The 21,108-nt window shown below is 56.3% G+C and carries 18 protein-coding genes; 6 read left to right on the plus strand and 12 right to left on the minus strand.

Features of this window, described 5'->3' with window-relative positions; translation table 11 throughout:
- Nucleotide 1 precedes the first annotated feature (1 nt).
- From AC2FIM_RS08010 to AC2FIM_RS08040, 7 genes are all read right to left on the minus strand, one after another.
- Nucleotides 2–958, minus strand: a complete 957-nt coding sequence (locus AC2FIM_RS08010; RefSeq protein ID WP_271948863.1) for an ABC transporter ATP-binding protein — start codon at nt 956–958, stop codon at nt 2–4.
- The gene (locus tag AC2FIM_RS08015; RefSeq protein WP_142636312.1) at nt 955–1,932 is read right to left on the minus strand and encodes an ABC transporter ATP-binding protein; all 978 of its coding nucleotides are present in this window, start codon (nt 1,930–1,932) and stop codon (nt 955–957) included. Before AC2FIM_RS08015 ends, AC2FIM_RS08010 begins: the two co-directional genes overlap by 4 nt.
- A 4-nt stretch (nt 1,933–1,936) precedes the next feature.
- Nucleotides 1,937–2,839 (minus strand): ABC transporter permease subunit, encoded by a 903-nt coding sequence (locus tag AC2FIM_RS08020; protein ID WP_185956667.1) that lies wholly within the window; start codon nt 2,837–2,839, stop codon nt 1,937–1,939.
- Nucleotides 2,839–3,846 carry an ABC transporter permease subunit gene (locus AC2FIM_RS08025; RefSeq protein ID WP_142636316.1) on the minus strand — a complete coding sequence of 336 codons (1,008 nt, stop codon included), beginning with the start codon at nt 3,844–3,846 and terminating at the stop codon, nt 2,839–2,841. The genes AC2FIM_RS08020 and AC2FIM_RS08025 overlap by 1 nt, the downstream gene beginning before the upstream one ends.
- Nucleotides 3,846–4,940, minus strand: coding sequence for a M24 family metallopeptidase (locus tag AC2FIM_RS08030; protein WP_271948866.1), 1,095 nt, complete (start codon nt 4,938–4,940; stop codon nt 3,846–3,848). The genes AC2FIM_RS08025 and AC2FIM_RS08030 overlap by 1 nt, the downstream gene beginning before the upstream one ends.
- A gap of 65 nt (nt 4,941–5,005) precedes the next feature.
- Nucleotides 5,006–6,589 carry an ABC transporter substrate-binding protein gene (locus AC2FIM_RS08035; RefSeq protein ID WP_142636319.1) on the minus strand — a complete coding sequence of 528 codons (1,584 nt, stop codon included), beginning with the start codon at nt 6,587–6,589 and terminating at the stop codon, nt 5,006–5,008.
- Nucleotides 6,590–6,957: 368 nt separating this feature from the next.
- Complete coding sequence (locus AC2FIM_RS08040) at nt 6,958–7,575, minus strand: TetR/AcrR family transcriptional regulator (RefSeq protein ID WP_142636321.1); 618 nt, start codon at nt 7,573–7,575, stop codon at nt 6,958–6,960.
- Nucleotides 7,576–7,768: 193 nt separating this feature from the next.
- On the opposite strand from AC2FIM_RS08040, the gene AC2FIM_RS08045 reads away from it, so the two are divergent.
- The 5 genes from AC2FIM_RS08045 (at nt 7,769) to AC2FIM_RS08065 (ending at nt 12,302) form a co-directional block, all read left to right on the plus strand.
- Nucleotides 7,769–8,698: an AEC family transporter gene (locus AC2FIM_RS08045; protein WP_271948868.1), complete on the plus strand. Its 930-nt coding sequence runs from the start codon at nt 7,769–7,771 to the stop codon at nt 8,696–8,698.
- 103 nt (nt 8,699–8,801) lie between these two features.
- Nucleotides 8,802–9,635, plus strand: a complete 834-nt coding sequence (gene fghA / locus AC2FIM_RS08050) for an S-formylglutathione hydrolase (protein WP_142636325.1) — start codon at nt 8,802–8,804, stop codon at nt 9,633–9,635.
- A gap of 3 nt (nt 9,636–9,638) precedes the next feature.
- A complete protein-coding gene (gene sthA / locus AC2FIM_RS08055; RefSeq protein ID WP_496708014.1) occupies nt 9,639–11,087 on the plus strand; it encodes a Si-specific NAD(P)(+) transhydrogenase in 1,449 nt (482 codons plus the stop codon).
- On the plus strand, nt 11,084–11,539 hold the full coding sequence (locus tag AC2FIM_RS08060) for a YaiI/YqxD family protein (protein WP_142636329.1): 456 nt from the start codon (nt 11,084–11,086) through the stop codon (nt 11,537–11,539). Before sthA ends, AC2FIM_RS08060 begins: the two co-directional genes overlap by 4 nt.
- 142 nt (nt 11,540–11,681) lie before the next feature.
- On the plus strand, nt 11,682–12,302 hold the full coding sequence (locus AC2FIM_RS08065; RefSeq protein WP_496677076.1) for an HAD family hydrolase: 621 nt from the start codon (nt 11,682–11,684) through the stop codon (nt 12,300–12,302).
- Nucleotide 12,303: 1 nt separating this feature from the next.
- Here AC2FIM_RS08065 and AC2FIM_RS08070 read toward each other — a convergent pair whose 3' ends face one another.
- Nucleotides 12,304–13,542 (minus strand): MFS transporter, encoded by a 1,239-nt coding sequence (locus AC2FIM_RS08070; RefSeq protein WP_496708013.1) that lies wholly within the window; start codon nt 13,540–13,542, stop codon nt 12,304–12,306.
- Between the two features lie 146 nt (nt 13,543–13,688).
- Between AC2FIM_RS08070 and zapE the strand changes: the two genes are divergently transcribed.
- Nucleotides 13,689–14,747 (plus strand): cell division protein ZapE, encoded by a 1,059-nt coding sequence (gene zapE / locus AC2FIM_RS08075; RefSeq protein WP_496708012.1) that lies wholly within the window; start codon nt 13,689–13,691, stop codon nt 14,745–14,747.
- 59 nt (nt 14,748–14,806) lie between these two features.
- Here zapE and AC2FIM_RS08080 read toward each other — a convergent pair whose 3' ends face one another.
- From AC2FIM_RS08080 to AC2FIM_RS08095, 4 genes are read right to left on the minus strand one after another with little or no spacing between them, the layout of a single operon-like run.
- Complete coding sequence (locus AC2FIM_RS08080) at nt 14,807–16,081, minus strand: bifunctional folylpolyglutamate synthase/dihydrofolate synthase (protein ID WP_271948878.1); 1,275 nt, start codon at nt 16,079–16,081, stop codon at nt 14,807–14,809.
- A complete protein-coding gene (gene accD, locus AC2FIM_RS08085; RefSeq protein WP_142636339.1) occupies nt 16,078–16,995 on the minus strand; it encodes an acetyl-CoA carboxylase, carboxyltransferase subunit beta in 918 nt (305 codons plus the stop codon). The genes AC2FIM_RS08080 and accD overlap by 4 nt, the downstream gene beginning before the upstream one ends.
- A 59-nt stretch (nt 16,996–17,054) precedes the next feature.
- A complete protein-coding gene (locus AC2FIM_RS08090; protein WP_142636342.1) occupies nt 17,055–17,951 on the minus strand; it encodes a CPBP family intramembrane glutamic endopeptidase in 897 nt (298 codons plus the stop codon).
- Nucleotides 17,944–21,042: an ABC transporter transmembrane domain-containing protein gene (locus AC2FIM_RS08095; RefSeq protein ID WP_496677063.1), complete on the minus strand. Its 3,099-nt coding sequence runs from the start codon at nt 21,040–21,042 to the stop codon at nt 17,944–17,946. The genes AC2FIM_RS08090 and AC2FIM_RS08095 overlap by 8 nt, the downstream gene beginning before the upstream one ends.
- Nucleotides 21,043–21,108 lie beyond the last annotated feature (66 nt).

Here is a 21,108-nt window from a genome sequence, read left to right on the forward strand (position 1 = left end):
CCTAACCCAGCGGATGCAGGCATGCAGCCTGATGGGTTGTTCCTTGCAGATCGGGTGGTGCCGCACGGCATTCGTCAGTTGCCAGCCAGCATCGCTGAGCAAAGGCACATCCCTTGGGGATATTCATCGGTGAGGGCAACTCACCTTCCAGCTTGATCCGTTCCTTACGCGCATCGGGGTCGGCACGCGGTGTCGTCGACAACAACGCTTTGGAGTAAGGATGCCGGGGCGCCGCGAACAACTGTTCTTTCGGAGCTTTCTCGACTGCACGTCCCAGATACATGACGATTACGTCATCAGCGAAATGCTTCACCACCGACAGGTCATGCGAGATGAACAGATAGGCCAGGTTCAGACGCTCTTGCAGTTCAACCAGCAGGTTCAGGATTTGTGACTGGATCGAAACATCCAGCGCCGATACCGGCTCATCCAAAACCAGAACCTTGGGGTTCAGCATCAGGGCTCGGGCAATCGCAATCCGCTGCCGTTGGCCGCCCGAAAACATGTGGGGGTAGCGATCATAATGCTCGGGGCGCAGACCGACAAGATCAATCATTTCGCGTGCGCGAGTTTCCCGTTCCGCAGTGGTCATATCGGGCCGGTTGATGATCAGAGGTTCCTGCAGGATCTGACCGATCCGTTGTCGCGGATTAAGCGAACCATAGGGATCCTGAAACACGATCTGCACGTTTTCGCGCATCTCAGCCCATTTTGACGGGGTGATATCGACGCCGTCGATGGTCAGTGTTCCCGAAGTGGGCTCTTCAATCATCGTTACGACGCGAGCGAGGGTGGATTTACCGCACCCGGACTCTCCTACAATGGCCAGCGTCTTGCCAGGCTCTAGGGCAAAATCCACACCGGAAAGGGCTTTGACCGTTGCCGATTTCGACAGCAATCCCCCTTTGACCTCATAGTGCCGGGCCAACGCGTTTGCCTGAACGATCGGGGCGGTCATGCCAATTCTCCAGCGGTGATTTCCTTGACGTGGTGACAGCGGGCCTTGCCGAAATCTGCTCCATGCGGAGCGGGTGGTGTGTTCCGGCACAAGTCATCGGCGAATTGGCATCGCGGGCTGAACAAGCAACCTTTGGGACGGTCAAATTGACCAGGAACAACACCTGGAATCGTCGGCAGCAATTTCGAAGTTGCCCGTTCAGGCAAAGCGTTCAGCAAAGCTGAGGTATAAGGATGGCGCGGTGTGCGGAACAGATCGCGTACCGGCTGTTCCTCGACCTTTTGACCGGCATATTGGACCTGAACCCGCTCGGCGGTTTCTGCCACAACACCCATGTCATGGGTAATCAGAACAAGGCCCATCCCCTGCTCATCGCGCAATCGGACCAACAGATCCAGAATCTGCGCCTGAATCGTTACATCAAGCGCGGTAGTGGGTTCGTCCGCGATCAGAAGTTTCGGGGTGCAGGCAATCGCCATCGCGATCATGACCCGTTGATTCATGCCGCCCGACATCTGGTGAGGGAACGTATTCAGACGGCTCTCGGGTGCCGGGATACCCACCAGGTCAAACAGCTCAATCGCGCGCTGATGACGGTCTTTGCGGTTTAGCCCCAGATGGATACGCAGTGCTTCCTTGATCTGGAAACCGACCGTGAAACAGGGGTTTAGCGAAGACATCGGCTCTTGAAAGATCATGGCAATATCTTTGCCGATGATCTTGCGCCGATCCCGTGCCGAGATTTTGGTCAGGTCGCGACCCTCAAAGCTCATTTCATCTGCAGTGATTGTCGCCGTCCATGGCAGCAACCCCATCAGCGCCAGCATTGACACGGATTTCCCCGAGCCGCTTTCCCCGACAATGGCCATCAACTCGCCCTTGTTGACAGACAGATCAACGCCATCCACAGCGCGGAACTCACCCGACGCAGTAGCAAACTCGACCGAAAGATTTCGGATTTCCAACAGGCTCATGTCGTCAGCTCCGTTTCAGCTTGGGGTCCAGCGCGTCGCGCAGACCGTCGCCCATCAGGTTGATTGCCAGCACCGTGACCAGAATGGCCAGGCCCGGGAAAGTTACCACCCACCAGGCGCGCAGAATGAATTCGCGCGCTTCGGCCAGCATCGTGCCCCATTCCGGCGTGGGCGGCTGCGCCCCCATGCCCAGAAAGCCAAGTGCCGCAGCATCCAGGATCGCGGTCGAGAAGGACAGCGCCGCCTGGACAATGATCGGCGCCAGACAGTTCGGCAGCACGGTTTTGAACATCAGGCGTGCCTTGCTTGCGCCGGCCACACGGGCCGAGGTCACATAATCCTTTTGCCGTTCGGCCAGAACCGAGGCACGGGTGAGGCGCACGTAATGTGGTTGAAACACAATGGCGATGGCGATCATTGCATTGGTCAGAGACGGGCCCAGAATGGCGACCAGAACCAGTGCCAGCAGCAGCGACGGAAAGGACAAGATAATATCCATCACGCGCATGATCATCGTGTCGACCCATTTGGGTGCAAACCCGGAAAGCAGGCCAAGAACCACACCGCCTGAGACGGCCACACAAACCACGACGATACCGACAAAGAAGGAATAGCGAGATCCCATAATCAGCCGCGAAAGCATATCCCGGCCCAGTGGATCAGTCCCCAGCGGGAAGGCCCAACTGCCGCCTTCCTGCCACGCCGGAGGCTGCAGGATATGCTCGCGGAACTGTTCGGTTGGATCGTAGGGGGCCAGCAAAGGTGCGAAGGCAGCGCAAAAGACAAAGGCGGCGAATACCCACAGGCCAATCACCGCGCCGCGGTTTTCACTGAAATAAAACCAGAATTCGCGCAAGGCGCTTGGGCGGTCTTCGGTTTTGGGTGCGTTTGCGGATAGTTCAGCCATCACCGCCTCCGGATTTTTGGATTGATGATGCCATAAAGGACATCGACCAGTAGGTTCACCAGCATCACGATCACGGCGATCATCAGAAGACCGCCCTGCACCACCGGGTAATCGCGCCGGAAGATGCTGTCGACCATCCACTTGCCGATGCCCGGCCAGCTAAAGATCGTCTCGGTCAGAATTGCACCAGCCAGCAAAGTTCCAACCGACAGGCCGATCACCGTAATCACGGGGATCAACGCATTACGCAGAGCATGCAGCCCGTTGATCCGAGTGGGTGACAGACCTTTTGCCCGCGCGGTACGGATGTAATCCTCGCCCAGAACCTCAAGCATTGCCGAGCGCGTCTGACGCGCAATGACAGCCAGCGGGATCGTCCCCAGAACAATCGTTGGCAGAATCAAATGCCGAACAGCCGACGTGAATGCCCCGGGTTGCCCCGACAAAAGACTGTCGATCAGCATAAAGCCGGTCACGCTGGGGAAGTAATACAGAAGGTCGATCCGACCCGAAACAGGTGTCCAGCCCAAATTGCCCGAGAACACGATGATCAGCAGCAGCGCCCACCAGAAGATAGGCATCGAATATCCCACCAGCGCAGATGACATCAGCGCCCGATCAAAGAATTTGCCCCGGTTGACTGCGGCAATGACACCGGCGGGCAACCCAAGGGCCACCGCGAAGATCATCGCGCAGATTGACAACTCCAGCGTCGCTGGGAACAGGGCAAAAAACTCGTCCCAGACCGGTTTCTTGGTGACAAAGCTTTCGCCCAGATCGCCCTGCATAACGCCGGTCAGATAGTCCCAATATTGTTGGAGGACCGGCTTGTCGAAGCCCAGTTTGACCACCATTTCCTGATAGCGTTCCTCGGACATTCCGCGTTCACCGGCCATGACGATGATCGGATCACCGGGCAAAACCCGAATGAACATGAAGGAGATAAGCGTTACACCCAGGAATGTCGGAATGAACATACCGAGACGAGAAAGAAAGTAGCCAAACATCAGCGACCTATGATTGTGAGATCTTTGGGAAAGTGGGTCAGCGACCGACAGCCATCCCCTGTAACAAGCACGTCATCTTCTATGCGCACGCCGAAATTGTCCAGCGCGTAAAGGCCCGGCTCGTTTGTCCAAACCATGCCCGGCAGGATTTTCTGGTCGTTTCCACGCATGATATACGGCGCTTCGTGAACGTCGCGGCCCAGACCGTGGCCCGTTTTGGTGCGGATCCGATCGGCATAGGGCGACGCTTCGAGAACGCCGATCACGGCATCGTCGATATCATGCGCCGTGACACCGGGACGGCAGGCTTTGAACCCTGCCAGATTGGCGCGCAGAACGGTGTCATAGACCGCCCTGCCCTCGTCCGAGACCTCTTCGACAAAGAACGTGCGGGTGATGTCGGCGGCAAACCCATGTTTGCGGGCTCCGAAATCAAACAAAAGCGCATCGCCCGGTTTGATCTGGTAATCCGCCCGCGCCTTGCCATGGGGCCGCGCCGAGTTGTCCCCGGCGGCAACAATCGGCGAAAATGCCAGCGAGGCGGCGCCTTCCGCAAACAGTGCCTGAATCAAGGCCTGTTCAATCTGCAATTCGGTCTGACCGACGCGCACATCCGCAATCACGCGCTCTAACGCGCGTTCAGAGATGTCGATCGCGGCTTGAAGCGCTGCGATATCGTCTTCTGTCTTGATGATGCGCAAGCCAGAAATTTCACGCTCGGCATCGACAATCTGCAGGTCCGGTAACGCGTTGGTAAACGCCTTCGACACAAAGACTCGCATCACCTGCCCTTCCACAGCCAGCGATGTCAGCGGCATATGCTTGGCGAGGGCTGCAAAGGCGTCATCATACCCGGTCTGGTCGAACCAGTCGAAAACGGCGCCTTCAAATCCAACCAGGTCCCAACTGCCGAGCTCAAGGTTGGGAACGATGGCCGCAGGAGAACCTTCGCCGGGGACCACGACCACAAAGGGCCGCTCGTGGCTCATGAAAGGTTTTCCCAATGCACGGGTGAAATTTGGGCCGGGCACAAGGGCCACGGCATCAACTGACATGTCCTTTGCCAGTTGACGGTACTCGGACAAATTCGGCATCAGGGCCGACCTCCAATAAGAAACCGGAGCCGCCACGCGGGCGGCTCCGGTCGGTAAGTGATGAATTATTCGACGCTCACACCGTAGAAGATGTGGCCGCCCAGCGGGTGCACTTTATAGCCCTGCACTTCGTTGCGCATCGGCATAAAGACCACCGAGTGTGCGATCGTTGCCCAAGGCGCCTGCTCTTTGAAGACCACCTGAGCGTCTTCATACAGCTTGGTGCGTTCGGCCTGATCGGTGGACTGCTTGGCCTTGAGGATCAGCTCTTCGAAGGGCTCGTGGCACCACTGCGCCCGGTTCGAGGCTTCGCGTCCGTCACAACCCAGCAGAACCGCCAAGAAGTTGTCTGGATCGCCATTGTCACCGGTCCAACCCAGCAGAACGGCTCCGTCACGGTCCAGATCTTTCGAACGCGACAGGTATTCACCCCATTCATAGGACACGATTTCGACGTCGACACCAACCTTGGCAAAATCCGCTTGGATCAGCTCGGCCATACGGCGTGCATTCGGGTTATAGGGACGCTGTACCGGCATCGCCCAAACCTTCATCGACAGGTCGGATACGCCTTCGGCTTCCAGCATCGCCTTGGCCGCTTCGGGATCATACGCGTCATCGGTGATGGCGTCGTTATAGCCCCACATGGTTGGCGGGATCGGGTTCTTGGCAACTTGGCCCGAGCCCTGGAACACGACGTCGATGATCGCATTCTTGTCGATCGCCATGTTCAGCGCCTTGCGGACCTTCGGATTGTCGAACGGTGCCATGGTGGTGTTGTAGGCGAGGTAGCCGACGTTCAGGCCTTCCTGCTCCAACATGTTGATATCCGCATCGTCCTGCATCGCCTGAATGTCGGCCGGGTTCGGATAAGGCATGATATGACATTCGCCCGCTTTCAGCTTTTGATAGCGAACCGATGCATCCGGCGTGATCGCGAAGATCAGGTTCTCCACATCCGCAGGGGCCTTCCAGTAGTCGGCATTCTGCGCATAGCGGATCACCGCGTCTTTCTGATAGGCTACAAACGAGAACGGACCAGTCCCGATCGGTGCTGTGTTCAGCTTCTCAGGCGTACCCGCGGCCATCATCGCATCCGCATATTCCGCAGACAGGATCGAGGCAAAGTCCATCGCCATGTTGGCCACAAAAGGCGCTTCAGGCTTGGACAGGGTGAACTTCACTGTGTAGTCGTCGACTTTTTCAATCGACTCGACCAGGTCCGGCATACCCATGCCCTGGAAATATTCCCAGGTACCACCAGATACCTGATTATAGGCATGGCCTTCATCCTTCTGGCGCATGAACGAGAAGATCACGTCATCAGCATTGAAATCACGCGTCGGCGTGAATTCGTCATTCGAATGGAATTTGACGCCCTGACGCAATTTGAAGGTATATTCCAGACCATCATCGCTGGCCTCAACGCTTTCCGCCAGACCGGGGATAACATTGGTAGTACCGGTCTCAAACTCGAGCAGACGGTTGTAAATCGGGTGTGACGAGGCATCAAAGGTTGTCCCTGCAGTAAATAGCGCCGGGTCAAAGCCTTCGGGTGATCCTTCCGAGCAATATACCAAAGTATTTGCTTGGGCCGCAGCACTGGACAACGCAATCGCTGCAGTTGCGGCCATCAATCTAAGTTTCATGAGTTTCTCCCAGAAATGTTTTTTCTTCAGATTTTCGCGTTGTTCTAATTTCTAGTCAGAACAATCTTTGATGACTGTCACCGCCGCGAAATCCCTGCCCAATGTATCCAAAATACAAAATCCATTGTCAACTGAGTTCACCGCCCAGCGATCAGGAAGTAAAAAAGAGGGCAGGTACAGCGTTATGATTTGCCTGGTCGAGCCTGTTTTCTAACTGATTTCGGTTCTTTGGCGATTAGAGCCAAGCAGTGGCGAAGCCACCGGGCAGGAGCGTCCGAACTCTTGAATGCCATCAATCCTAAATGCCGCGGGCTTCAGGGATCGACCTCCACATCCATATCTTGAATCGAGTCGATCCGACCCAAATGTCAGGCGCCGTAACGGGCCATGAACATGTCGACAGCCTGCAGCGCTACCTCTTCAATCTCAGCCTCTGAAAAGCTGCTTTGAATGCCGAATGTGGATCGGGGCCAAAGGCGGACCTTGCACAATTCCGAAAACTGTTCAGCGGCAAATTGAAGGTCCTCGATAACCAATTCGCCTTTGTTCACCGCTTTTTGCAGATATTCTGCAAGTTGCCGGGTGCCATTTTGCGGCCCCGCCTCATAGAAGGCGCGGCCAAGTTCGGGGAACCGATCTTGCTCGGCCACGCAGATGCGGAACACCTGCTGCGCAAAATCCGACACCAGAAATGCGGCCAGCTGGGTCGCAGCGATGGTCAGCACCTCGCGTGCGGGTTTTGTATCGTCAACCATCGAAACGACATTCTCGGCCATACGGCAGCACTCGTTCTGAGCGACCTCCATGAAAAGAAGACGCTTATCCGGGAAATAGCTGTACAAAGTCGCCTTGGAAACACCCGCCGCGCGCGCAATGTCATCTACACTAGCTCCTTCGAAACCATCTGCCATGAACACTGATCGGGCTCCTTGCAGGACCTGATCAAATTTTCGGCCTGTTCGCAAAATGGCAGTTGCTTCGGACATGCGCTCTCCTTCAGGGGTGAATTCGTCGAATCTATAAACTGATCAGTTCAGATACAACGATTCGCATGGGATTTCGGCCATGGGCAGGCGGGATTATGGTAATTTTTCCGTTAGGTCAGTCCGCGAAGGTCGTTCGGCGGGGCCTGATTGGCCAGGGGTTGCCGCCAGAGAAAACCGTGCTAACACTCTGGCCATGGCTGATATTTTTCTGCGTACGCTGCCGTTCTTTGCGATTATCGGCCTGGGGTATTGGGCTGGGCGCAGTCGGTTCTTTTCGGAAGAAGCCACGGCCTATCTGACGAAATTCGTGTTCTATTTCGCGCTTTCGGCAATGTTGTTCCGCTTTGCCGCCACCCTGCCCTTTGCCGAGATATTCGACGGCAGATTGGTCGCGGGCTATCTGCTGGGAACGCTTACGGTTTATGCTCTGGCCAGTCTGATCGCGTGGATGCGCGGCCTTGACATACCAACCTCGGCCGTCGAGGCCCAATGCGCTGCGATCGGCAATGTGGGCTTTCTGGGGCTGCCGATGCTTGCGCTTTTGTTCACCGAAGCAGCAATCGGCCCGGTCATGCTGGTATTGACTGTCGACCTTGTGGTGTTTTCCTCGCTGATCGTGATTTTGATCAATGCCGGACGCGATGGGCGGCTGACGCCGGCAACATTTAGGTTGATTGGCCTCGGTTTGCTCAAAAACCCGATGATCGTATCTATTTCAGCGGGGCTTTTGTGGTCAGCCTTCCAAATTCCCGTGCCCGTTCCACTGAACGATTTTCTGACAATCCTGGGCGGGGCAGCCACTCCGGGAGCCTTGTTTGCGATAGGGGCATCGCTCGCCAGCAAATCCGCCGAGCGTGTTCAGATCGCTGCCTGGCTGAGTTTTTGCAAGCTGATCATTCATCCGCTCTGCGTTGCTGTCTTCGTAATCTGGCTGATCCCGGCGGAAAGCTTCTCGGCTTCGGTTGCCATTGCAGCGGCAGCACTGCCGGTCGCTGGGAATGTCTATATGCTGGCGGCCTATTACGGGGTCGCACCCCATCGGGCTTCGGCCGCAATTCTCTTGTCTACCGTGGTCAGCATCCTGACACTGCCACTGGTGATTGCCATAGCCGGAAAATTCTAAGCCACAGATAGGGAAAATACTCGCTGGCCGCAGGAACACAGACTTTACGCACGGACCGAGTAACGATAGCCATGGCGCGAACCTAACGTAAGGACGGAACCAAATGGAAACCCTTTCGGAAAACGCTTGTTTCGGAGGCGTCCAGGGCGTCTATCGCCACGCCTCGGCTGCCTGCCAATGCGACATGACTTTTGGACTGTTCCTGCCCGCCGAGGCAAAGGACGGCCCGGTTCCGGTTCTATGGTATCTGTCTGGTCTGACCTGCACCCATGAAAACGCCATGACCAAGGCCGGGGCGCAGGCCTGGGCCGCGGAACAGGGTATCGCCCTTGTTTTCCCTGACACATCCCCGCGCGGCGAAGGCGTCGCCGATCACGAGGACTACGATCTGGGCCAGGGCGCGGGGTTTTATGTGAATGCCACGCAATCACCCTGGGCACCGCACTTCAACATGTGGGACTATGTGGCCGAGGAATTGCCCGCTCTGCTGGTTGAAACCTTTGCAATCGACGCAGACCGCCAGGCCATTACCGGCCATTCCATGGGCGGCCATGGCGCCCTGACATTGGCAATGAACCTACCGGGTCGGTTCCGATCGGTTTCGGCATTTGCACCGATTTCAAACCCAACAAGCGCCGATTGGGGCCGCAAACAACTGAAGGCATATCTGGGCGATGACGCGGCCCAATGGGCCAAGCACGACGCATCGCTGATGATGAAGAACACCGGTTTCGACGGCCCTGTCCTGATCGACACCGGCGACAATGACCAGTTCATCGACCTGTTGCGCCCCGAGGCGCTGGCCCAGGCGATAGCCGAACGTCGCCAACAGGCAGTTTTCCGTCTGCAGCCCGGCTATGACCATTCTTACTTCTTTGTGTCGACCTTCATGGAAGACCACATCACTTTCCACGCCGAAGCACTGTATGGAGACTGAGGCATGAGCAAATACGACTATGACCTGATCATTGTCGGGTCCGGCCCTTCCGGTCGTTCGGCGGCGATTCAGGCAGGCAAGCTGAAACGCCGGGTGCTGGTTATCGACCGCAAGGATCGATTGGGTGGGGTCTCGGTCCATACCGGGACCATCCCGTCAAAAACTCTCCGCGAGACAGTGCTGAACCTGTCTGGCTGGCGCGAGCGCAGCTTTTACGGGCGCTCGTACCGGGTAAAGGATCAGATCCGGGCCGAAGACCTCAAGGCTCGGTTGCACATGACGCTGGACCATGAGGTCGACGTGCTGGAACATCAGTTCAACCGGAACCACGTGGAAACCTTAAATGGTCTGGCAAGATTTGTCGGTCCCCACGAGATTGAGGTTGCAACCGACGCAGGCGAAACCACACGTCTGTCCGCCGCAAAGTTCCTGATCGCCACCGGAACCAAGACCTATCGTCCCGATTATGTGCCCTTCAACGGGAAGACCATCGTCGATGGCGATGATTTTCTGGAGATGGCCGAGATACCGCGCTCGCTATGCGTGATCGGGGCCGGTGTAATCGGTGTTGAATATGCCACGATGTTTTCCGCGCTTGATGTACGTGTCACCCTGATTGAACCCCGCGAGACGTTTCTGGATTTCATCGACAGCCGGCTGATCCACGACTTTACCCACCAAATCCGCGAAAACGGCGTGGATTTGCGGCTGGGCTCTGCCGTTGAAAAGATCGAAGATGGAGGTAGCCACGTAGAAGTGACGCTCGAGAATGGACGGCATGTCCGGGCCGAGATGTTGCTGTTTGCCGCCGGGCGGATGGGCGCGACCTCGGCCTTGAATCTGGATGCGGTCGGGCTGACAACCGATCACCGCAACCGGATTGAGGTCGATCGCAAGACCTATCAGACAAAGGTACCGCATATCTATGCGACCGGAGATGTAATCGGACATCCCTCGTTGGCATCAACCTCGCTGCAGCAGGGGCGCGTGGCGGCATGTCACGCGTTGGAGACCCCAACCCTGCCGGAAAGCCCCTGGTACCCTTACGGCATCTATTCGGTGCCCGAGATATCCACCTGCGGCATGTCCGAAGAGGAGCTACAGGAGCGCGATATCCCTTACGAGGTCGGCGTCGCGCGATTCCGCGAAACTTCTCGCGGGCATATCATGGGGTTGGAACATGGCATGTTGAAGATGCTGTTTTCGCTGAAAACCCGCCGGGTTCTTGGTGTGCAAATCGTAGGCGAAGGCGCGACTGAGCTGATCCATATCGCACAGGCTGTATTGAACCTGAAAGGCACAGTGGATTATTTCGTTCAAAACACATTCAACTACCCGACCTTGGCCGAGGCCTATAAGATTGCTGGTCTGGATGCGTTTAACCGGATGCCCATCCCTGAGGAGTTCAAGGTCAAGAAGAAGCCTGCCGAGAAACAGGCAAAGAAAGCGTGACAACCCTGTACATAGACGCAGATGCCTGTCCAGTGAAGGCCGAGGCCGAGCGTGTAGCGACCCGACATAAGATTCCGATGGCTCTGGTATCGAACGGGGGCTTGAGGCCTTCGGCCAATCCTCTGGTACAGGTTGTGATCGTGTCTGCAGGTGCGGATGAGGCCGATAAATGGATCGCAGACCGTTGTGGTATAGGGGACGTGGTTGTGACCTCTGACATTCCTTTAGCCGCGAAATGTGTTGAAGCAGGTGCGCGTGTATTACGTCACAACGGCGAGGCCTTTACCGCCGCCAATATTGGTCAGCAACTGGCGATGCGCGACCTGATGGCAGACCTGCGTTCAGCAAACCCTCTGGGCGCCGGGGGCGGTGGCAAGCCTTTTGGCAAGGCCGATAGGTCCCGGTTTTTGGATGCGTTGGAACGGGAATTGCGGGCGGCACTAAGGGCATGACCTTCCCGCCCGTCACAGACGCATAGGAGATGCTTCTCCTCCGGTTGGGCCGGGCAGCGCTGCGCGCTGCAGTTCCTGTCTTGAAAAGCGCAGCAAGGATTGATTCAGTCAGCCCCAGCAGAGATTCTAAGAAGGATTATTCATGCCAATAGAAGCGGTGGTTTTCGACATCGGGAATGTCCTGATAGAATGGCAGCCAGAACGGTACTACGACGCGGTTATTGGTGAAGACCGTCGCCGGGCCCTGTTTGCCGAGGTTGACCTGCATGGAATGAATGATCTTGTTGATCAGGGGCAACATTTCACTGACACCATCTATGGCTGGGCTGATAAATATCCCCAATGGCGGGATGAAATTCGGATGTGGCACGACAAGTGGATCGAATTGGCCACGCCCGAAATTCCCCACTCGGTACGGTTGCAACGTGCGCTGCGCGCCAAAGGCATCTCGGTCTTTGCGCTCACAAATTTCGGGGTGCAGAATTTTGAGTATGCAACCACGGTCTATCCATTCCTCAACGAGTTTGACCGGCTGTATGTTTCAGGTCGCATGCAGACCGTGAAACCGCATGTCCCGATTTACGAGAAGGTAGAGGTCGATTGTGGTCTGGCGCCTGAGGCGTTGTTGTTCACCGACGACCGGATCGACAATATCGAAACGGCGCAGGCGCGAGGCTGGCAAACGCATCATTTTGAGGGCCCGCAAGGATGGGCAGACCGGTTGGTGGCAGAGGGGCTTTTGACCCGCGAAGAGGCCCGCTAGATCAGGCTGCGACGGAGAGCGGCCGGTTCTCGCGGATGGGAAGGTGAACGATGGCGCTGAAGGCGCCGATGGCCACGCCGACCCACCAGACAAAGGTGTAATCTCCGTACTGGTCATACATACGGCCGCCTAGCCAGACGCCAAGAAAACTGCCGACCTGATGGCTGAAGAAGATGATGCCGTAAAGCGTACCCATGTAGCGCAACCCGTACAAATGTGCGACAAGCCCCGAGGTCAGTGGAACCGTTGCCAGCCAGAGCGAACCCATGACCAATGAGAATACAACGACCGTGATTGGCGTGATTGGCAGGATTATGAAAGCCGCCGCTGTAAGCGTGCGGGCGGCATAAATAGAGGCCAGAAGGTATTTCTTGGGAAAGTGCATTCCGGCCCACCCCGCCAGCAATGTCCCTCCGATATTGGCCAACCCGATCAATGAAATCGACACAGCCCCTAATGCGGAAGTTGTCGTTATACCAATGGAATGCAGTATTCCACCCGGCTGAATCGGGCCGCACATTTCGGTAACGAAAGCGGGAAAATGCGCTGTGATAAAGCCAAGCTGATAACCACAGCTGAAAAATCCCAGGAAAATCAGGGTATAAGACGGGTCCCGGAAGGCCTTACCCAGAATCTGGCCCATGTTCTCTTCGATTTCGGCTTTGGTTGCGGCTTGGGGCGCGCGCATGAAGGGCAGAGTCAAGACCAGTGCCAGGATGGCAACGGCAAACACGATGAAAACCTGTTGCCAGGGCATAAAAGACAAAAGCCATTCCGCCGTTGGAGCACCCAAAACCTGGCCAAAGCTTCCTGCCGCTGTCACGACGGCCAGAGACATAGAGCGGTTATGATCAGAGGACGCCCGTCCAACTACGGCAAGCACGACACCAAACCCCGTGCCGGCAATCCCAAAGCCCACAAGCCAGGCGTACATCTGATGCTCGAAAGGGGTAACGGACCACGCCGACAACACCATGCCCGCTGCATAGGTCAATGCCCCGAGCACAATCGCACGGCGATCCCCCACCTTCTCGGCGATGGCGGCAAAAATGGGTTGTCCAATTCCCCAAGCGAGATTCTGGATGGCAATCGCCATCGAAAAATCGGTGCGCAGCCAGCCGAATTCAGTCGCAATGGGGATCTGGAATACGCCAAAGGATGCCCGCACTGCAAAACTGACTGCGATAATGATGCAGCCGACGATCAAGATCGGGTTTAGCAGGCGCGCGTGTTGGGGCATTGAATCCTCGGGATGGCAGAGCCGCGACGGTACGCAAATTTGTACAGTGGTCAATTCAGGAGTTTTGACGCCGCGGATAAGCAAAATTGATGCATCTTCCAAATGCCTTCTTTTCAACGCCCTGAGGTGAAGGTATCCCTCGGGATATGTCAGATTTGATATCGATTTACGAGGCACGCATCGCCGATGACACTTTGACGCGGGACGATGCGCAAGAGGCTGTCCTTCCGCATTTCGAACGCATTCGCGCGGCCTTGGCTACCCCGGTCAAGCGTGGTTTCTTTCGCAAGGCACCCCCGCCGCCCCAGGGACTTTATCTGTGGGGCGGAGTTGGTCGTGGCAAGTCGATGTTGATGGATATGTTTGTCGACGCGCTTGGCGACATCCCCGCCCGTCGCGTCCATTTTCATGCTTTCATGCAGGAAATCCACGCGGGAATGCACAAAGCTCGTAAGGACGGAGTTGAGGATGCGCTTGCACCGGTCGCGGACTCGGTTGTCAAATCCGTAAAACTGCTGGCATTTGACGAGATGCAGATCACCGATATCACCGATGCGATGATCGTCGGGCGGCTGTTTGATCTTTTGCATGCTGGCGGGGTCGTGGTCATCACCACATCCAACCGGCACCCGGACGAATTGTACAAGAACGGCTTGAACCGCCAGCTCTTTTTGCCATTCATCGCGCATATCAAGGAACAGCTTCAGATATGGGAGCTGGTCTCGCCCACTGATTACCGACAGAACCGTCTTGAAGGTGCGCCAGTCTATTTCACGCCGATCGGCCCCGAGGCTCGACAGAATATCCGATCCGTCTGGAACGATCTCGCGGGCGGTGCGGCGGAACCGCTGGTGTTGCAGGTAAATGGCCGTGCTGTCGAATTGCCGGCCTTTCGGAACGGGATAGCCCGAGCAAGCTTCTATGATCTGTGCGGACGGATGCTGGGCCCTGCAGATTATCTGGCCGTTGCCGAGGCGGTCAAAGTCCTGGTTCTGGAGGACATCCCGCGCCTGTCCCGGAATAATTTCAATGAGGCCAAGCGCTTTGTGACGTTGATTGACGCCTTGTATGAGGCGCGGGTTCGCCTGATCTGTTCGGCGGCCGCAGAGCCCGAGATGTTGTATGTCGAGGGTGAAGGGACGTTCGAGTTCGAACGCACTGCCTCGCGACTGTGCGAGATGCAGGCCGAGGATTGGGGGGCATAGGGGCGCTGCCCCGTCACGTTTTGCGCGCCTCCCCCAAGGTATTTCAGCCAGGTGAAGACTTATCCGTTTTCGCGTAGGATGTTGCCCGCCAAATAGAGTGATCCGCAAATCAGGATACGGGCCTGAGGGTCTTGGTCTGTGATTTTCTGCAGGGCCGCGGATACACTCTCTGCTGTGTCGGCTTTCAAGCCAACCTGGTCAGCAGCCTGCGCCGTATCTTCAGCGCTAAGCGTTGCGGCCTCACCCGGTATCGACACTGCGGTCAGGCTTTGAGCCTGCGTGGCAAGCGGTGCAAGATAGCCAGCGACATCTTTGGTGTTGAGCATTCCGCAGATCAAATGTGTCGGAGATTGCGGTAATTTTCTCAGCACTTCAGCAAGCGCAATTCCCGCGGCGGCATTGTGCCCACCATCCAGCCACAGCTCGGCCTGTGCGGCCTGTTCAACAAGCGGGCCGGATTTCAGACGCTGCATCCGTGCTGGCCACTCGGCCTTGGTAACGGCGGCCTCATAGGCCTGATCACCAAGTTCGAGATGGCGCAATACCGCTATTGCCGCACCCGCATTCTGAATTTGATGTGCGCCAAGCAGGTTGGGCAGCGGCAGATCCCGCAGCCCGATTTCGTCCTGATACACAAGACGTCCGTTTTCCTCGGTCACATGCCAGTGCTGACCGTGTACCAGCAATGGGGCGCCCAGACGGGCCGCTGTATATTCGATGACCTCAAGCGCTTCGTCCTGCTGTGGGCCGACGATACAAGGGACGCCCGGCTTGATGATCCCGGCTTTTTCGGCTGCGATCTTGCCCAACGTGTCGCCTAGAAACTGTTCATGGTCGATGGAAACCGGCGTGATAACCGTCACGGCGGGTTCGTGCACTACGTTTGTTGCATCCAGGCGCCCGCCAAGGCCGACCTCAAGCAAGGTATAATCAGCCTGTTTGCGGGCAAAGGCCAGCAGGGCCGCACAGGTCGTAATCTCGAAATAGGTGATGTTCTCACCACCATTGGCGGCATAGCACTCATCAAGGACGTTTGTCAGTTCGGCTTCCGAAATCAACTCACCTGCCAGCCGAATACGCTCGTGAAACCGGGCAAGATGCGGAGAGGTATAGGCGTGAACCGTTTTCCCCGCCCCTTCCATACCGGCGCGGATCATAGCCTGCGTAGACCCCTTGCCATTTGTCCCTGCGATATGAACGACCGGAGGCAATTTGGTCTGAGGGCTTTCCAGTGCGGCAAGCAGACGCCACACCCGATCCAGCGTCAGGTCAATGATCTTGGGATGCAGCGCCATCATCCGATCAAGGATGACGTCTGACGATGGCGAAGTCATTCCTGATCCGCGTCTTTCTCTGGGGCTTCGGGGGTGGGCGCGGGCAAATCACCTTTGACCGCAGGAGGCTGATTCATCAGCATGCGGGTAATCGTGATCAATTCGTCACGCATTTCGGTACGCTTCGTTACCCGGTCCAGCATTCCGTGGTCCAGCAGGTATTCTGCGCGCTGAAATCCTTCGGGCAGCTTTTCCCGAATGGTCTGTTCGATCACGCGCGGGCCTGCAAAGCAGATTAGCGCATTGGGTTCCGAGATATGGACGTCGCCCAGCATCGCATAAGAAGCGGTCACGCCTCCGGTGGTAGGATGGGTGAGTACAACGATATAGGGCAGTTTTGCCTCTTTCAGCATCTCAACCGCCACGGTGGTTCGCGGCATCTGCATCAAGCTCAGGATGCCTTCCTGCATTCGCGCGCCACCCGCTGCCGAGAACAGGATCAGCGGGCGTTTCAACTTCACTGCCTCTTGCGCCGCCGCAATGATGGCATTGCCGACATACATACCCATCGAGCCGCCCATGAACGAGAAATCCTGGGCCGCTGCCACGATCGGCGTACGTCCGATATCACCTTTGGCGACCAGCATCGCCTCTTGCTCGCCAGTTTTCTTCTGCGCTGCTTTCATTCGGTCGGGGTATCTCTTCTGGTCCCGGAACTGCAGCGGATCATCTTTGGGAGCGGGAACATCGACCTCGGTAAATATACCACCGTCAAACAGGTGCCCGAACCGGTCGCGCGGAGTGATCGCCATATGATGATCACATTGGGTGCAGACATTCTGGTTTTCCGCCAATTCGCGGTGGAACAGCATCGTGCCGCATTCGTCACACTTGTGCCAAAGGTTTTCCGGGACTTCCCGGCGTGAGAAGATCGAATTAATCCGGGGACGGACGTAGTTTGTGATCCAGTTCATGTCGGAACCTTGCTAGTACGGCGTTGACGTCACATAAGACGCTACGGAAAGAATTGCAATCAGCGCCTGAGCGCAAGGCGCGCGATAAACCAGCTGACAATCATCACGGCAAAATCCACATATAACCATTGCCGCAATGTCAGAGTATCGGTCATATCAAAGGGCAGTACAAATAAGGCAAGACCGCTGAGGGTGTCAGGTAGCGAGACAAACAAGAGCGCTATGACATTGTTGAAAAAATGCAGCGCTATGGCCGGGCCCAGGGTTCCCGCCCGCGCGGTCAAATCCGCAGCCAAAAGTCCAAACAGACCAGTCCACAGCACCAGCAACTCTGCATTGCCGCCCGCCGCATCGGGCGAATAGTGCCCCACCGCGAATAGAAGCGACGGTACCCCCATCCAGATGATCGGAGAACGGAATCGCGCCGCCAGGCTTTGCTGCATATATCCGCGGAAAAGCAGCTCCTCCGCACTGATTTGGACAAACACAGCCAATAGCGACAGAGGCAGGAATACCAGCCAAACCGAAAAGGACAGGTTTTGAACAAGCGGCGCGTCCATAATGACGTGCGGCACGGTTACGATAACCACGCCAAGCACCATCAGGGCGCGCAGCACAAGCCAGAACTGTCTGGCCGCTTTGCCCCGAGTCCCTAAAATAGAACCCAGGGACCGTTTCTGAAACTGTCGCGCTGCGGTCCACACACCAAATGTGACAAACCCAAAGCTTGACAGCAGGATCACCATCGAGATCGGGGTCGAGCCGTTCATCAACCCGCTGGCCCATTCCTGCGGTCCGGCCACGGTTACGACTGCAAACAGGATCAGATTGAAGACGGTTGCAACGACTACGATTGTTGCCAGGCCGGCCAGCAGGCGCCACAGCTGTGGTTTGTCGCGTGCGTCGGCGACCAGTTGCTCATGCGGGGCGTAAGAGGGCGCGCGGATTTCAGACATTCTGGTGGGAGCTTTCGGTCTGGTCCTCATCATCGAAGAACAAGGTCGATGCTTTGGTGGCGTTGATCTTTTCCGAAATGGTTGTCAGGTATCCGGCAACTGTTTCAAGCAACTGAACCGCAACGCTTGCATCGCTTTCGATCACCGCGCGCAGTTCCACTGCACCAATCCGCAGGAATGAACAGTTTTCGCCTGCCACAAGATCCAACTGCCTGGTCTCACCGGTGATAACAGACAGGTCACCGATCAGGCGCCCGGGTTCAATGACAGATATGGACCGGGTCGAACCGTCCTCTTCGTGCCACATCAGCTTCGCATGACCCGAAATGCACAGATAGGCCGCATCCGGCGCCTGCCCACGAGAGAAAATGACCTGACCAGCGGCAGCATCATACCACTGCGCCGAAAACGCCAGCAATCTCTGGTTGCGACCGTCGATATTGGCAAAAAGCGGAGTTGACGAGATAATCTTCAGCTTTCGGCTGAGGTCAGCGGTGGTGCCGGATTCTTGTTCGAGCTGCGTTTTCGAGACACCGTCAATGCGGCCATCCTTGATTTCAACAAACAGATCATAGGCCTCGGGATGGGCGAAACTGTCCTCCATGAAAATCATGATGGAATCGGGCAGCAGTTCGCGCAGTTTCAACCGGGTGCGTAAACGGCTCTCAGAGTCATGGCTGGCCAACGCTTTATCCAGGATTAGCAAATCCGGCCGTTTAATCCCGGCGCGCGAGAAGGCAATTCGTTCCTGAAAGACGGTTGTCAGATTGTTCCCACCCAGCCCTGCGGACAGATCATAGACGATGGCCGCTGCCTGTCTGCGCAGACCTGCGGCATTGATCACTTCGGCAACCACATCCTCTATCTCGTCAGCATGAGCTCCCGCCGTCACAGATACCCGCCCGAAAAGCGCATTTTCCATAACCGTCATGCGCGCGATGTATGTGTTCGGTGTGACCGGTACAAATATCTCCTGCAGGCTTCCACGTAGCCTCTCGCCCTGTTCAGTGCGGATTTTCAGAATCTTCTGTTTGTATTCATCCGGGAAATCTGGGCCAATCTGTTCGGCGGTCAGCAGGAACGGAACGGTCAGAAGAAAGGCGTGTTCGCGCTGCGACAGCTCGTCCACTCCTTTTGCCTTGCGCTTGTCTTCGATTGCCAGCAGCCGGTGGAACATATCCTTGCTCAAGCCCAGGCGCAGGAACAGCGGATGGTCGGTTCCGTCCCGCCCAAAAGCATGGCTAAGCGTTTCCAGAACAGCGCTTGAGATACTCAGCGCGTCGTCATCAAGCTCATGTGTACGCAGCATTTGCATGAACCGATTATCGCCGGCCAAAATGTCCGGCGAGATTTCTTGCGACGGTGCTGCATAAAGAAGGTTGCCACCCAAAGGCACAGTTGGGTTGAACCTGTCCGGATCGAACCGGTAGACAAAGCGGTCCAAATCTTTTTCCACCAACTTGTCATGGATGGGGCCACGGAGGTCGATGATATTTTGCACAAACTCGGGATGCTGATCCGGATTCAACTGGCTGCGCAGGGTGCGGCGGAACATGAATTCATCCGTTCCCATCGCCTCGACCAGCTTGAACCACCAATCCTGGATGTCGTCAGTGTTGTTGAGCCCGGCCAGACCGGGATCAATCCATTCATCTGACAGCGAATCCACCGAGTTTCCCGCTCGCGCGGCCTCGATCTGGCGGCGGCTAGGGGCCCTGACGGCGTCGGCTTCATGCTGAGGGCGTGTTTTCAGGGGCATCATCAAGTTGTCCCCAATCGACCCATCAAACAGATATGGTCGAGAATAGGCATATCCGATCCGCGCCGCGATGACGGATTGGTGCAAGGATTGGATGTCATGTCCAGCAATCGTGACGTCGCCCTGAACCGGCAGCAATTCGCGGGTCAGCAGCTGAGCCAATGCCCCTCTTTCGGCCGCATTCGAGGATTTGATGGCCACGCGGGCCCCTTTGGGTATGACGAGGTCTATATCCTCGAGAACAGTTTTCCCATCGTTATCCCGAACGGTAATATTCTGCAGCTTGATCTCGCCAGTCAGATGCGGAATGGAATCAGGCTCGCCCTCGAACAGCTCTTCGGGCACCATGTTGTCGGGCGCGAAGCGTTCGGTCACGATTTCCCACCGCAACGACATGTCCTGAACCTGATTGTAATAGGTCAGCAGATCCTTCCAAGGTCCGCTAAGATCCTTATATGCTCCCAGTGCCGCCACCAGCGCGCCCACTGTTACCTCGCCCGTGATCGCCAGGTATCCGCCCACCGAATAAAACAGAAACGGGGTCATCTGAGTGATCAGATTGTTGAGAAACTTCATGAAGAACTTTTTGTTATAGATCTTGAATCGGATCTCGAACAAAGTTCCCAAACGATGGCTGAACTGGGCCAATCTGTGCCGCCAGCCTCCGTTGGTGCGCAGATCGCTGATCCCGGCTGCGCTTTCGCCGATTTCTGAGCTCAAGCGCCTAACTTCCTGGATTCGGTCTTTGTTCAACAGGTTGATCTGGCGCTGCAATTTTGGAATCAACCAAGCCTGCAGCGGGATCAGCGCAATACTTGCAAGACCAAACCACACGCTTTGCATGAACAGAAACGTCACAATGGTCATCATCTGACCAAACTGGAATACGGGTTGTGCGATCGCATCCCCCATCAGGCCGCCCATCGGTTCAGCCTCGGACGTGATCATCGACACCAACTCGCCCTGACTGGTGGTGGCAAAATAGGATTTCGGGAACCGCAGAGTTCGGTGGATCAGCGTGTACCTCAGTCGGCGCAACATGCGTTCGGCCAACACACCTTTCATCGTGTTGATCCGCATTTTCATCAGACCGCTGGCGATGACCGTCGCCAGAAAGGCCAGACACAGAATCAACAAATACTGCACCTGCGTCACCGTAACTCCTAAGAAAGTTACCGAGCTGCCTGGAGCACCAATCGCATCGTTAATGATCTGCTTGGGCAGCTCCAGTGATGCATAGAGGAAGGGAAAAGAAAACAATGTCAGCAGCAACAATACCAGTTGCTGTTTCTTGGAATGCTTCCAGATGAATGCGAATAGAGTGGGTTCCATGCCCCGTCTTTGCCTCGGAAATATTGCTATAGGGTTGTAACGGATGGTCCACTGCAATCAGGTGTC

Source organism: Ruegeria sp. CDSC052 (assembly GCF_059610685.1).